15 protein-coding genes are annotated in these 13914 nt (G+C 37.0%); 10 read left to right on the plus strand and 5 right to left on the minus strand.

From position 1 onward, the window contains the following. Window positions 1–436 precede the first annotated feature (436 nt). On the plus strand, window positions 437–1351 hold the full coding sequence (gene ctaG, locus MHI10_RS04150; protein WP_340783223.1) for a cytochrome c oxidase assembly factor CtaG: 915 nt from the start codon (window positions 437–439) through the stop codon (window positions 1349–1351). 47 nt (window positions 1352–1398) lie between these two features. Then, the gene (locus tag MHI10_RS04155) at window positions 1399–1860 is read left to right on the plus strand and encodes a DUF420 domain-containing protein (protein ID WP_340783226.1); all 462 of its coding nucleotides are present in this window, start codon (window positions 1399–1401) and stop codon (window positions 1858–1860) included. A 113-nt stretch (window positions 1861–1973) separates the two neighbouring features. Here the strand turns inward: MHI10_RS04155 and MHI10_RS04160 are convergent, their stop codons facing one another. Beyond that, on the minus strand, window positions 1974–2330 hold the full coding sequence (locus MHI10_RS04160) for a YugN family protein (RefSeq protein WP_340783228.1): 357 nt from the start codon (window positions 2328–2330) through the stop codon (window positions 1974–1976). Between the two features lie 150 nt (window positions 2331–2480). Here MHI10_RS04160 and MHI10_RS04165 point away from each other — a divergent pair, with 150 nt between their 5' ends. The 3 genes from MHI10_RS04165 to MHI10_RS04175 all read left to right on the plus strand — a co-directional run bounded on the left by MHI10_RS04165 (window position 2481) and on the right by MHI10_RS04175 (window position 5692). Continuing rightward, entirely contained in the window at window positions 2481–3527 is a 1047-nt protein-coding gene (locus MHI10_RS04165; protein WP_340783232.1) for a CAP domain-containing protein, read from the plus strand. 75 nt (window positions 3528–3602) lie between these two features. Next, complete coding sequence (locus MHI10_RS04170; RefSeq protein WP_340783235.1) at window positions 3603–5069, plus strand: UDP-N-acetylmuramoyl-L-alanyl-D-glutamate--2,6-diaminopimelate ligase; 1467 nt, start codon at window positions 3603–3605, stop codon at window positions 5067–5069. A gap of 173 nt (window positions 5070–5242) precedes the next feature. Next, complete coding sequence (locus MHI10_RS04175; protein WP_340783237.1) at window positions 5243–5692, plus strand: YlbF family regulator; 450 nt, start codon at window positions 5243–5245, stop codon at window positions 5690–5692. Window positions 5693–5899: 207 nt separating this feature from the next. Here MHI10_RS04175 and MHI10_RS04180 read toward each other — a convergent pair whose 3' ends face one another. After that, window positions 5900–6808: a glycerophosphodiester phosphodiesterase family protein gene (locus MHI10_RS04180; protein ID WP_340783239.1), complete on the minus strand. Its 909-nt coding sequence runs from the start codon at window positions 6806–6808 to the stop codon at window positions 5900–5902. 243 nt (window positions 6809–7051) lie between these two features. On the opposite strand from MHI10_RS04180, the gene MHI10_RS04185 reads away from it, so the two are divergent. Next, entirely contained in the window at window positions 7052–7324 is a 273-nt protein-coding gene (locus MHI10_RS04185; protein WP_099422663.1) for a YlbG family protein, read from the plus strand. A 155-nt stretch (window positions 7325–7479) separates the two neighbouring features. On the opposite strand, the gene MHI10_RS04190 is transcribed toward MHI10_RS04185, so the two are convergent. Beyond that, window positions 7480–7869 carry a DUF7147 family protein gene (locus tag MHI10_RS04190; protein WP_340783245.1) on the minus strand — a complete coding sequence of 130 codons (390 nt, stop codon included), beginning with the start codon at window positions 7867–7869 and terminating at the stop codon, window positions 7480–7482. Between the two features lie 51 nt (window positions 7870–7920). Here MHI10_RS04190 and MHI10_RS04195 point away from each other — a divergent pair, with 51 nt between their 5' ends. The 3 genes from MHI10_RS04195 to coaD are packed head-to-tail and all read left to right on the plus strand — an operon-like array spanning window position 7921 to window position 10454. Then, window positions 7921–9339 carry an RNA polymerase II gene (locus MHI10_RS04195; RefSeq protein WP_340783246.1) on the plus strand — a complete coding sequence of 473 codons (1419 nt, stop codon included), beginning with the start codon at window positions 7921–7923 and terminating at the stop codon, window positions 9337–9339. A gap of 27 nt (window positions 9340–9366) precedes the next feature. Beyond that, window positions 9367–9927, plus strand: a complete 561-nt coding sequence (gene rsmD, locus MHI10_RS04200) for a 16S rRNA (guanine(966)-N(2))-methyltransferase RsmD (RefSeq protein ID WP_340783247.1) — start codon at window positions 9367–9369, stop codon at window positions 9925–9927. Window positions 9928–9971: 44 nt separating this feature from the next. Next, window positions 9972–10454 carry a pantetheine-phosphate adenylyltransferase gene (coaD, locus tag MHI10_RS04205; RefSeq protein ID WP_340783248.1) on the plus strand — a complete coding sequence of 161 codons (483 nt, stop codon included), beginning with the start codon at window positions 9972–9974 and terminating at the stop codon, window positions 10452–10454. Between the two features lie 64 nt (window positions 10455–10518). Here coaD and MHI10_RS04210 read toward each other — a convergent pair whose 3' ends face one another. Continuing rightward, window positions 10519–11403, minus strand: coding sequence for a hypothetical protein (locus tag MHI10_RS04210; protein WP_340783249.1), 885 nt, complete (start codon window positions 11401–11403; stop codon window positions 10519–10521). A 101-nt stretch (window positions 11404–11504) separates the two neighbouring features. On the opposite strand from MHI10_RS04210, the gene MHI10_RS04215 reads away from it, so the two are divergent. Beyond that, a complete protein-coding gene (locus tag MHI10_RS04215; RefSeq protein ID WP_340783251.1) occupies window positions 11505–12554 on the plus strand; it encodes a SepM family pheromone-processing serine protease in 1050 nt (349 codons plus the stop codon). Here MHI10_RS04215 and MHI10_RS04220 read toward each other — a convergent pair. After that, the gene (locus MHI10_RS04220) at window positions 12551–13759 is read right to left on the minus strand and encodes a nucleotidyltransferase (protein ID WP_340783254.1); all 1209 of its coding nucleotides are present in this window, start codon (window positions 13757–13759) and stop codon (window positions 12551–12553) included. The two genes, MHI10_RS04215 and MHI10_RS04220, sit on opposite strands and share 4 nt — an antisense overlap. Window positions 13760–13914: the final 155 nt, after the last annotated feature.

Consider the following 13914-nt stretch of genomic DNA (forward strand, 5'->3'; position numbering starts at 1 on the left):
GGTTTTTTTACATAAATTGAATATACGAAATATCACAATGCTTTAAGCAATACCTAAAATACATGTTTGATGTCAAGTAATTGTCATAGTTCTTCCATTGAAGTTAAAGAATAGGCAATCTATAATGAAGTAACTGATGATCAATTACGTCTCGGCGTAATTGCGTCCAGATTTTTTTCGAGCTTGGGGCCACAGGACGTGGGTCAGTCAGCCGTTGTCACACGATGTGACGTCCTTAGGCTGACTTCCTGCTCCCCTTTAAAATCTGTGACATCGCCGGGGCTTAATTTGATTCAGTCGGGTTTGAATCCCCACTGAATGAAATTGCCTTTTAGCATTCATCTCCCACTTAAGAAGTAGGGTGACTTCTGTACCTGTCGCTTCGCTTTTGGTACAAATTCATTTGCTGAATTAAATTAAAAGGAGCAGGATCTATATGCCACTTAGTATTTTTGGTTTCCAGGCTTTATGGAGCCCATACTTAATAGGATTAATCGTATTTTTAACTGTAGTCTATTTTTTAGTGACGATTACTTGGAGAAAAGATTTTAAAGTAAGTGAACCATTAAAGAAGAGTGAGGCAATTTACTTCATTCTTGGTATGATTGTGCTGTATATTATAAAGGGCTCACCAATTGATTTACTCGGTCATATTATGTTTGCGATGCATATGACGCAAATGGCGATACTTTTACTTTTAGTACCGATATTTATTATTAAAGGTATTCCTTGGTGGGTTTGGAAAGTGGTTGTGGAAGCACCTGTTATCCGGACAATTTTTAAAATCTTTACAAGACCATTAGTGGGTATCCTAGGTTTCATAGGTTTATTCTCGATTTATCATTTACCTTCAGTTTTTGATACGATTAAATTGAATGAGACGTTTCATGGTGTCTTCACGGTAGTTTTGTTTATATCCGCATTATTTATGTATTGGCCTTTACTGAATAATATTGAAGGTCAGCATCAAATGAAAAATATTCATAAGCTTGGCTATATTGCTTCCAATGCGGTTTTAATTACACCGGCCTGCGCACTAATCATTTTTGCATCGAGTCCAGTGTATCTTACATACAGTGACAGTGCGATGTGGTTAAAGGCGATGGAATTATGTGTGCCAGCATCCACGCTTTCGGGCCTTTCTTTATCAGGTCCCGAACTATTCTCGAATATGAGTTTATTAGCAGACCAACAAGTGGGTGGCGTGTTAATGAAGATTATTCAAGAAATTATTTTTGGTGTTCTATTGTTCCGTATTTTCCGCAAATGGTGGGATACAGAGCGTACGAGTCAAAAGGAAATTACGGAAAATGCTTTAAAGGAATTCCAAAATCGAACGCGTTATCAATAAAATCGTTTTCGTTGGAATTTCACTTTATGTAGATTGGGGATTTTGAAATGGGCGTACCTTTATTACCGACAATTAGTACATTCTTCATCGTTGTTAGTGCTATATTAGTAGCGATTGGGTGGGTATTAATTGCACAAAGAAAAATCGAGGCACATAAAAAAGTAATGATGGCAGCAGGTGCATCAGCACTTACCTTCTTTATTATTTATGCTTCAAGAACCGTTTTCATAGGCAATACAGCTTTTGGTGGACCCGATGAATTAAAAGGGTATTATACAACCTTTTTAATTTTCCATATTACATTGGCGACAGTTGGTGCTGTATTCGGTCTTACAAGTTTATTATCAGGGTTTAAAAATAACTTAAAATTACATCGTAAAATCGGTCCAATTACAAGTATTATTTGGTTCTTTGTTGCCATTACAGGTGTATTAGTTTATTTACTTTTATATGTGTTCTATGAAGGTGGAGAAACGACATCGGTAATTAAGGCAATTTTAGGTTTTTAGATGAAAGAAGGCTCTCTATATTGAATATAGGGAGCCTTTTATGTAAGGGAAAAGTAGATTAGAGGAAATCTCCACATAAAAAAGCTGGGTAATATACCAGCTTTTTAGGTGAATTAAATTCCGTATGCAGATAGTTCTTTACGAACATTAGATAATACTGTTTCACATTCTTTGACAAGATGTGCTGGGAATACTTCGTCAGTATATTCTACACCGTGTGGGTAGTAGTATTTACCGATTGCTGGTTTGTTAATGTTTAAAGTGGCATTGTGGGCTCCTACATCACCTGATACGGCGTTGCAGAAAACGCGTAAATAAAAACGACCTTCACGTACATCGAAGCAACGGTCAAATGTCATACGGTCATAATCCCATGCACCGTGGCATTCTAAACCGAATTTACCCATTACTGTAGATAAAACTTCTTGATCAACTTTAACTTCTTCAAGTTGTGTGTTTTCAAAATACATCTAGATATCCTCCTTTTGTATATCGTACATAAGTATACGCTCAAATTTAATAATAGAGCAAAATGGTAATTCTTGCAATGACAACATTGTGTCATAGTGTCTACAATTGGTATAATTATGAGGAGGAAGTTGCACCTGAGGAGGGGGCTTATGAAAGCGTTATTTCGTATATTAATTGTTGCTACATGTTTAGGGATGGTTTATTATTATTCAAATTTTGACGATTCAACGACAGGACTATTAGAAGGACCCAATCAGATTACACAACCAGTCTCGAATGTAGTACCTGGTAATCTAAATGGAGATGATTTACCAAGACCAACAACCGGACTTTCCACGTATATTGGAAAATCGAGCGAAGAAATAGTAGAACAGTATGGAAAACCAAATCGGGTGGATGTTTCTGCATTTGACTATGAATGGTGGGTATATGATGGAAAAGGTCAAACATTAATGGTTGGAGTAGATCAAGAAATCGTTACGCAAGTGTATACAAATGATGTGAATTTTAATATAGCACCTTATCAAATAGGTCAAACTTTAGATGACGTGTATCGTATGACGATTATTGAACAAGAAGTATCAGTGAAAATTGATGAAAATATCTATATGTTTGCAATGAATGAAATGGATATGCAAAATCGAATTTTAGTAAAATATGAAGACGTTTTTGCACAATTATACATAGATGAAGAAAAACAGCAGTTGGAAGGTGTTCGTTTTTTGGATGGTCAAACGTTAGTGGTGCATAAGCCTTATGAATTACAATTTGCGGGAGAATTATTAGAAGCAAGTACACCGTCTAGTTTCAAACAAATCGAAATTAATTTAGCGAACGGCAAGCAATTAACAGAGCTTGTTAATTCATTCCGCCAAAAAAATGAGTTGCCAGTATTACAGTACATGGGGCAGTTAGTAACAATTGCTGGAGACCACAGTGAACAAATATTTTTAAATAATAAGTTGACGCAAGATACTACAATCGATACGTTAACAAATCGTCTAGATGCGCATGAAATCATCTATCAGCACGCTGGAGAAAATAGCGCAACCAATTATGTAGATGCGATTGAAGTCGTGCATGGCTGGATTAATTCGAAAGAACATCGAGATTTAATTTTAAATGACCGATTTAATCGAATTGGGTCAGGGGCATTTGTTAATTATTTTACGCAAATCTATATAGAAGCAAAGTAAACGTTCATCTCATGAGGTGAACGTTTTTGTGTCGTTTTTACTTTCATTTCATATAGTAAATGGAGGAGTGTGGGCGTGCAACTTGCAGAATTAGTAAAAGATTGGCCTTGCACAGTGAAGGGTTCGATTCGTGTAGAAATTAATCATGTTGAAGATGATGCAAGAAAGATAAAACCGGGTGATTTATTTATCGCGCGAAAAGGAAAACATTATCATGGACTAACATTTTTGGATGAGGCGATGGAGAAAGGTGCAGTAGCGGTTGCGGTTGAGGATGAAATGCAGTTTGATTCATTGAAGCTTCCTATTCCTATCATATGGGTACCGAATTGTTTAAGTTTTTTAGCCTTTGCTAGTGCCAAATTATATGGGTTTCCTGCTGAAGCGTTAAGCGTTATTGCTGTTACAGGAACGAATGGGAAAACGACCGTAACACATTTTATCGGGCAACTATTAAATAAATTACAACAGCGCGTTATGGTAATCGGAACGAATGGTGTATTTATTGATGGGGAAAAATGTTATCAAGAATTAGAATCGTTAACGACGCTACAGGCGAAACATTTACAATTTTTATTATCGAAGGCGTTGGAACAAAAAATTGATTATGTAGTATTAGAAGCTTCGTCAATGGGTTTAGCCAAGCACCGGTTAGATCATTGTGATGTTTCTTTAGGGGTATTTTTAAACGTCACGGAAGATCATATCGAGGATCATGGCAGTTTTGATGAATATAAGAAGTCTAAACAGCTATTAACAAAGCTTACAAAGAAAATTCTTATTAATAATGATGATGCGGTTTGTCGTTCCATTGGAATTATCGCGAAAAATAAAAAATATTATTTTGGAACAGGTAATAAAGTCGATGTACATTTACAACTTTTATATGAAACGAGTAATGTATCAGTATGTTGCGTTCAAGCGGATGGCGAAAAACATGTTGTGACATTGCCGATTATCGGTGAATATCAAAGAAATAATGTGCTTGCAGCGCTTTCAAGTCTTGTTATACTAGGGCTTCCATTCCATGAACTCTGTCAGGCTACGCAATCTTTGTCATTGCCAAAAGGAAGATTTGAACAAATACCAAATCCCCTTGGACTGGCGATTTATATTGATTACGCCCATACAGCAGATGCAATGAAAGGAATTTTACAAACATTAAAGAAACATACACAGAATCGGTTAATTGTTGTATTTAGTTGCGGCGGTGACCGGGATCAAGCAAAACGGCCGAAAATGGGCATGGTAGCCTCAGCTTTTGCTAATTACATTATTTTAACGACGGATAATTCAAGAGGGGAATCCCCACAGAAAATTAACGAACAAATTAGAAAAGGATTTTCATCGTTACAACAATTTGAAAGCGTACTGGATCGGCAGCAGGCGATTGAAAAAGCCATCAAAATGGCGCGTCTTGGGGATACGGTTGTTATTTTAGGAAAAGGACACGAGCAAACACAACAGATTGGACAGCAAACGATGCATTTCTCAGATAAAGAATGTGTGGAACGAATTTTAAAGCAGCTGGAAGTTACGTGAATATGTATATATAAGTTAAACAACAGTTTCTATGACTTTGATGTAAGAAATCTCATATAGAGGCTGTATTTTGCCAAAAGGGTTGATAATCTAAAATCCATTTCAGAGAGTTGTTTCGCTTTATTTCCTTACTTTTTCTGTTATGATTAAGTGATAGATTGGGGGAATATACAATGCTCATGACTTCTGATTGGGTTTTCATTTTAGATGAGGTTGATGAATTAAGTGCGATGATTCTTTCCTCTGAGCAGGCTCAAAAACTTCGCCAAGCGTATCAAGCTGTTTATGAGGATATCGAACTTTCGGCAAGAATTAAGGCCTTTCAACGTATAAAAGATCAATATGAGGATGTACAGCGTTTTGGTAAGTACCATCCAGATTACAATATAATTATGAAACAAATACGAACAGAAAAACGCCAGCTTGATTTAAACGCGCAAGTTGCAACATTAAAGCTAGCGGAAAATGATTACCAAGATTTACTCGATGAAATTAGTCTCATTATTGGACACTCTGTTTCAGAAGCAGTGAAGATTCCAGTAAGTAATCCGTTTTTTGCGAGCGCGGGCTCAGCTTGTGGTACGGGCTGCGGTACGGGTGGCGGCTGTTCTTGTTCAGCTTAATTTGTTTTACGCACAAGTTTTCCGATGTTAATATGTAGGGAAGTAACAGATTTTTAGAAGAGTAAAAAACGCCATTTTGCACTATTTGCAAGTGGTGTTTTTTTATGAGGGATATCTGGTCTGCAAAATGTTGAATGTTCAAGCTGACCACATAAAAATCAAAAAAGCTACCTCTCACGTTCTTCCGTAAGGGGTAGCTTCCTAAAATTATTGATTTACTTTTTGAATTAATACTTTTGCGATATCTGGTCGGTTTGTTACGACTCCGATGGCCCCTTGTCGAACAACACGGTTCATTGTCACTAAATCGTCAATTTCAGAATATAAAACAGGGACATTTAAATCCGCTAAAAATTTAACAAATTTTTGTGAATCAAAGTTGAAAACCCCTGATTTTAACGGTACTTGGAATAAATCTACTTTTGGATTGTAGAGATGTCCAAATTGACTTGTGAAGGCTGTTATCGCTTTTTTAATATCTGCTTCACCAGCACTTAATGCAATGCTATTACGGGCATAAAGATTAAAGCGGTCAATTTGTTCGCTATGTGGACTTGTTACGATAATTTGATTTTGTACAGCTAACTCTTCAATTAAGCGCCATAATTTTGAAGGCATTAAGCTTCCCTCGTACGTATCAGGACTGTCTTGAATATTAATGATAAACAATTTGTCTGTATACGTCTCAAGTAATTCTCGAAGTGTCACAATTGCGACATGTTCTTCGCGATAAGGTTGATTGCCTTCTAAGTCTTCGAAATTATAGCCATTGTTTAATTGTTGTAGCTCTGTTAATGTCATATCTTTTACATAGCCAGAACTATTCGTTGTTCGGTCTACTGTGGCATCGTGAAAGGCGATAATTTCCTCGTCTTTTGTAAGGCGGATGCTAATGTTAAATCCATCCACACCAAAAGTTGCCGCTTTATCAAATGCTAGTAATGAGTGTTCAGGAGCTAAGCCTGCCCCGCCGTGATGAGCAATGACAACTGGACGTTCAAATTGTAGCGCCTCTTTTAATTCACGTTTTTGTGGTTTAGAAATCGCTTTTGAACCAGCCCATGCAGCTGCACTTGCTGCAGCAATGGCGATTGCAATGTTCGTTTTTTTACCCATAATATCGTCCCCCTTTAACCATACATTGTTCAATTTTAAACTAAAAATTAGTGTGACAAAAACAGAGCGTACATGGTGAATCTTTCGTATAAGACATATTGTCACGCTACTATTTCCATTATAGCGGAAAATATACCGAGATGTCTAAACTCTGTTGCTAACAAATTGTACATTTGGTATTCTTTTATTGGATATGTAAGTGGAAATTTAGCGGAAATGCACATAAGAAAAGAGGGATTTTCCATGAATGAAAGACAAGGGTTGATTGTGTATGTGCATCAAATGAAGCATGCCAAATCATTACGAAAATATGGTCACGTGAATTTTATTTCGAGAAAGTTGAAATATGTTGTTATATATTGTAACCGAGATGAGATTGAATCACTTAAAAATAAAATACAACGTCTCCCATTTGTAAAAGACGTTGTAGAATCGTACCGACCACTCCTAAAGACTGAATTTGAAAATTCAAAACCTGATAAAGCTAAGGAATATGATTATAAAGTCGGACTTTAACTTGCTTTAGCGGTAATCTGCTACTATTTTCGGTGCGGATTTCTACCTGAGCTAAATCAAATTAAGCTTCCAGCGGATGTCACAGATTTTTAAGATGAGGTTTTCGAGCAAGCTCGAAAAAAATCTGGACGCAATTCCGCTAAGGCGGAATTGATTTAATTCATTGGTGGTAAATAGTGATTTAGCCGCAAAATTCCAATTAGGTATTGATAAAACTGATTTGTTTCCGAAAAAATAGAAGAGTGCTTTATTTCGAAAATACTTTCTTGTTTGTTTGCTGCATGCACAACTTCCTGGAATATTTCGATACGCTTCGAAGGTTTTTCTTCATTGTATGGAATACCTTCGCGGCAAATATAAATCGGCATGAATTTGCTTTCACCAGATGGCTTAAACGCTACTGCAAGTGAAGCAACCATGCTACCATTATGATTAGCAGTGAAGATGAACGCGTTATGGATACGGTGCTCATTCGTTTGGATTAATTCGCAAAGCTCGAAAACATCGCCATAGCCTTGACCTAGTTCAATAAATTGTTGAATCATTAAGACACATCCTTTCCATACAATAGTATCATGATGCAGGAGGACAGGCACATGAAAATTGCCGTAAGTTTTTTTTCGTTTTTAGCAGTAATAATAGGGACGATGCTTTTTGTGCAGTATCAAGTTTATTCTGAACAATTAGACACTGTTGACAAAGGGTATCATTACTCCCAAGAGATTGAAATTGTTTACCGTGGGGAAAGCTTAGACATTCGCCAGCATTTTAAAAATTTACCGACTGAAGAAATCGCGATCCAGTGGCCAAAAAGTGCTGTAAACCCAAACTGTTTTATAGAAAATGAAAACAGTTGTGCACGTTTAAGTGAAGACTCGACAAAATTTAAAGCAGGAGAAACACGTGCGCAATCGATTTCGTATGTGATTCCGCTTGAAAATGGTTTGCAATCAGGAAAATTATTGAAAAATATTTTTGCTACATTAAATAATGGTAATATTTTATTTTCGACTGTACATATTACAACGGATCGCAATGTTGAAGGGCAGTGGGTAACTGGTTTACCATTAATTGGTGAGCAACAATTAACCCTTGTCAATTATGTAATGTTCAGTGGAGCAGGTCCTGTTAAAGACATATTCTGGCAAGATGGCGGATTTGATTTGCAAAAGCAAACAGATATTCTTTCGATTTATTCCAAAACGCCTCTACAAGCTGCGTTTTATGACAAACTTGAGCAAGTAAATTTCTTAAATGAGGATCATTTAGCCGTTATTAATGGGACAAATAAGGATGGTTTAGAAGGTTATCGTATGCTTTTTTTACCAGATATTACGGTAGCTAAAGTACAACAAAAGGTCATTATTTCACAGTTAGAAACGAGCTATCAATTTGGCGATAGTCCCCATTGGATTAAAGAACTTGTTGCCTCGTATTTGACAGGCACTGTATTTGGAAGCGAAAAAACTAAAGAAGTTGCTTCAACAATAACGGGACAAATGACTGATCAACAATTAGCGGATTGGAATGAACGTTTAATCGCGCTAGAAGGCGAAAAGATGAATGCAAAAGTGTTAGATGAACAATTGTCGGAGGTACTCGGATCTTCAACAAACTTCGTTACAATGAATGCGGAATCTAAAACATTTTATCCGTTTTTATATATTGACTCACGAGAAATCTTTGTCAATTTGCACGAACAAAAGGATATTCATGTTATTTTAAAAGATGGAGAAGTGTTATATTCTGCTAATGAGCTATTAAATGCGATTGGCTATCAAGTTGAAATTGGAGAAAATGGCTATTATGTAACGAGTGAAACACGCGCATTCCGTTTCCCGAGTGAGCCAGGCTTCTATGTATTTAATCAACGACGTTATAATACCGTTTCAACGCCGATTAAAATCGTAGCAGATCAATATTATATTGAAGAGTCATGGTTACAACGATTATTTTTAATTGAGTTAACAAAATCGAATAATCGCATTACAATTACAACATCTGAAGAAGAATAACGATGATAGAGAAGGTTTGGTGAATACATGCGTGTAGTCGCAGGAGAACGAAAAGGGATGCCACTAAAAGCAATTACTGGAAATACAACAAGACCAACAACTGACAAAATAAAGGAATCTATTTTCAATATGATAGGACCGTTTTTTGACGGTGGGATTGCAGTAGATTTATTTGCGGGGAGTGGCGGCTTAGGGATTGAAACGTTAAGTCGTGGTGCGGACCGTGCGCTATTTATTGAAAAAGATAGCCGCGCTTTCCAAACGTTGCAGGAAAATATTAAAAAATGCCGCTATGAGCAAGTGTCTGAGTTATTTCGAGCAGATGCAATGCGAGCTGTTAAAGCATTGCTGAAAAGAGATATGAAGATTGATTATTTATTTGTCGATCCGCCCTATCATAAAAGTGAATATTATGACTTAGTGGATGCACTTGTACAAGGAGATAAATTAGCTGCTAACGCGATTATTCTTTGTGAGCATTCAAGAGAGTTAACATTACCTGAAAGCTTTGGATCGTTTAAGCTAACGCGTCAAGAAACATATGGAAGTACGATTATCTCGATATATCGTCAATCAGTGAGTGTTTAAACACTCACTAATTGAAAATGGCACAGGGGAAGAGGGAGAAACGATTGACTGACAAAATAGCAGTAGTACCGGGGAGTTTTGATCCAGTAACGAAAGGGCATTTAGATATTATCCGACGAGCTGCGGATGTATTTGATACAGTGTATGTGGCAGTTTTAAATAATTCAGCAAAGCAATCCTTGTTTTCCATTGATGAGCGCATCGAATTACTGAAAGAGGTAACGATAGATTTACCAAACATTCGTATCGAATCTTCATCAGGTTTACTCATTGACTACGCACGTGAAAAAAAGGCAAAAGTAATTGTACGTGGGCTGCGCGCTGTTTCAGACTTTGAATATGAAATGCAAATTACGTCAATGAACCGAGTGCTTGATGAAAATATCGAAACATTTTTCATCATGTCTAAAAACCAATATTCATTTTTAAGCTCAAGCATCGTAAAAGAAGTCGCAAAATATGGTGGGAATATTGGTGAATTAGTTCCAACAATTGTAGAAGAAGCACTTAAAGAAAAATTTAATTAATTAAAACGACAAGACTATTTTAATCGGTCTTGTCGTTTTTTCTCTTATAAAAGCGAATCAAAGCTCAAAGGAAGATAAGGAAAAACAGTATTGGAATGACTAAGCTATACAATAATCGAATCCAAATATAAGGGCGTATGGCAATTTTGGCTGAACGAGCAATAACGATAACTTGCAAATGAATGCTTAAACTTTGTGTTGTTAATAGCACAACAGTCGCAAGGAGTAATGCGTCTCCAATTAGTACATTGTGTAATAAATACAAACCATTCGTCATTTCAAGTAAGCCGGCAACCGCTAAATGGAAATATTTAGGTAAAGCTTGGAATATTGAATCCGTGCTATGTAAAAATACGCTATATACAGTTGTGAAAAAGACGATTGTTGCTGCTACGATGAGAACGGTCGGCACACTATCTTTAATACTATTTGTAAAGGGTTCAGTATCCTTTTTGAACGGCTGTGCAGTAAAATTTGCTTTTGGAAGGTAAAAATAAGATACCGTTAATAAAATGAAAGAAAAGGTATGGACTAATAGTAAATATTGCCAAGCGATTGTGGTGGATTGGAATAAGTCATGTGCAACGAAACCAAAAACAAAAAGTGGGCTTGGACTATGACAAATACCAAGTAAATAAGCAGCCTGTTTTGGTGTAAGTTGCCCTTGCTTTGAAAGATGGGCGATTGTCGCTGCACCAGTTGGAAAACCACCAACGGCACTGATGACATATGTTTTAAAAAATAGGAAATAGGAAGCAGTAGTTACAGGCTGTGCAGTTAATCGAATAAACCAATTTGTTAATATTAAGTAGGGTAACAAATATGGAAATAAAGCCTCCATAAATAAAGAAACGCCTAAATCGGCACCTTCATGGGCAACTTGAGGAAACATCAATAATAAAACGATCAAGGAAACACATAAAATGATTGTCCAAATGGCGGTTTTCATCCTCTTCAATTTTTGTTATTCTATTGTCCAAGTGCTACACTTAATGATATGCGAATACAAAATAGAATAGTCGTACAAAGATGGTGGGGGCGAGTTGCTATATGAATAAGTTATCGAAAATTTTATTAGGTTTGTTCATCATTATTTTTGGGGTGCTATCATTTTATCGCCTGGATTATTACGTAACAAGACCTGGTGGCACGTATAATATTGCAGATTTTATTTCCGTTCAAAACGGAGATGAAGATGATGTCGGAACGTTTAATATGACAACCGTTGCAATGGGACGTGCAACGCCAATTACTTATGTGTTAGCGCAAATACGGGATTTTTATGATATTGTCAAAATGTCCGATGTGCGCCAAGAAGAAGAGGACGATGAAGAATATAATTTACGCCAATTGAAATACATGACAGATTCACAATTCAACGCGACGTATGTGGCTTTTAATCGAGCTGGATTAGACTATCGTATTACGTATAAGGGATTGTATATTTTAAATATCCTTTCTGGCGGTGCGGCAGATGGAATACTAAAGCCGGGTGATGAAATTGTGGAAGCAGATGGCAAACGGATAGAAAGTTTGAAAGAATTTATTGAAATCGTTAATCCAAAAACAAAAGGTGATGAAATTCAACTTGTAGTGAAGCGTGCGAATGAATTAATTGACGAGAAACTAACAATTAAAGAAATTCCAGGAGCAGAGGGTCGCTACGGGATTGGCATTACGTATTCAGAAAGTAAAGCAATTACAACGGACCCTAAAGTAACGGTTAAAACAGAAGATATTGGGGGACCTTCAGCGGGTTTAATGTTTACACTGGAGTTACTAAACCAATTGCTCGATACGGATTTAACGAAAGGTTACAAAATTGCGGGTACAGGTGAGATGCACGAGGATGGGCAAGTAGGTCGGATTGGTGGAATCGATAAAAAGGTCGTAACAGCGGATAAACAAGGCATGGCGATTTTCTTTGCGCCAGACGATGAAATAACAGAAGCGATGCTTGAGCGTAACCCAAAAATTGTTTCAAATTATGAGCTAGCGAAGGAAACAGCTGAAAAGATTGGGACAAAAATGAAAATTGTCCCAGTAAAAACGATTGATGATGCATTGCAGTATTTAGAAAAGCTCGAACCGAACAATTAGAAGCGGATAGGCGGAGATTTATAATCTTCGTCTATTTTTTCTGTTGAAAATTGTTCGATGCCTAACTGATACATTTGCGTAGCCTTTAAATCCAGTGCTAAAACAGGGTCAGCAACAGCGGCAACACGGCTAATTAGTGGTAACTCCAATGATTTCTTTATGTTCGAAATATAGCGTTGACCATCTTCAGTCATACCTAAAATTCGCAAACAAGTGGGCTCCGTATGCGCATGTAGTTGCTCTTTTGTAATACCAGTATATATATGCGTAATCATGCGTTGTAAACGTGCCCAAGTGTAACGTTTGGATTTGAGCGCATTCATAAATTCACTAAAAGTAGCACTGTTGGCAGCGTGTTTGATTAATGAATTTTGCAAACCTTCCGTAACATCTGCATATTGGAGTAATTGTGCGGGTGTGTGCCGTAAAATGGCATATTTAACGAGCGGCCAAAAGTTTTCCCATGATGCAAATTGTTGATGCGTTTGCTGCCATTGCACCAGTTGTTGAAAGCTAGCAGACGGAAGAAATTGAGCAATATCCGCTAATGAATTCCCACTAAATAATGCTTTCCGAATCCCAGTGGCACTGGCGATTTTTTGATGAACATCGATGGAATCATGATAGCCAGCAGCAATTCTTTGGATTGTTGTAGGTCGCATCGGGCTGTTGATTTGTTGGATTGCCTCTACATAGTGAAAGCCTAAAATATTGTTCGGTTGCGCTAAATCAATGTATGAATTAGGGTGTTGTTGTTTAAGCTGTTCATATGCGAAATAGAGCGCTTGTGGATAGCTTTTACCAAGTTGAATCTGCTCTTTAATCGTGTGGTTGTATGGTTGGCGATTGTTTTCGATTAAATGATAGCTATTTAAAAAGGGCTCAATGCTACCTTGTTCACTTCCAAATGCTAATGTGGTGCATTGCATCGCATGGAGTAATTGGACAGCGCCAGTAGCAAACTGATTTGCCTGTGCTGTACTAAAAATATATGGGAGCTCAATGACAACATCAACACCACTTGCCAATGCCATTTTTGTGCGATGCCACTTGTCAACGAGTGCAGGTTCTCCACGTTGAAGAAATTGCCCACTCATTACTGCGACAGCTACATCTGAATTCGTTGTACGCTTTGCTTCTTGTACATGATGTAAATGTCCATTGTGAAAAGGGTTGTACTCTACGACAATGCCGACAGCTTGCATAAACATCCTCCTTACGATAAAATAAGTTGTTATTAATATAAATAATTATCTTAAAGATGATTGTTCTTTTCAAATTTATACAATTCATTATTGATTATAAGCGTGAATTGAAAGAGTGACAAGAAAATATCTTGACATCTATTTTTGTTCACTAT

The organism is Solibacillus sp. FSL K6-1523, assembly GCF_038005225.1.
Taxonomy (GTDB): Bacteria; Bacillota; Bacilli; order Bacillales_A; family Planococcaceae; genus Solibacillus.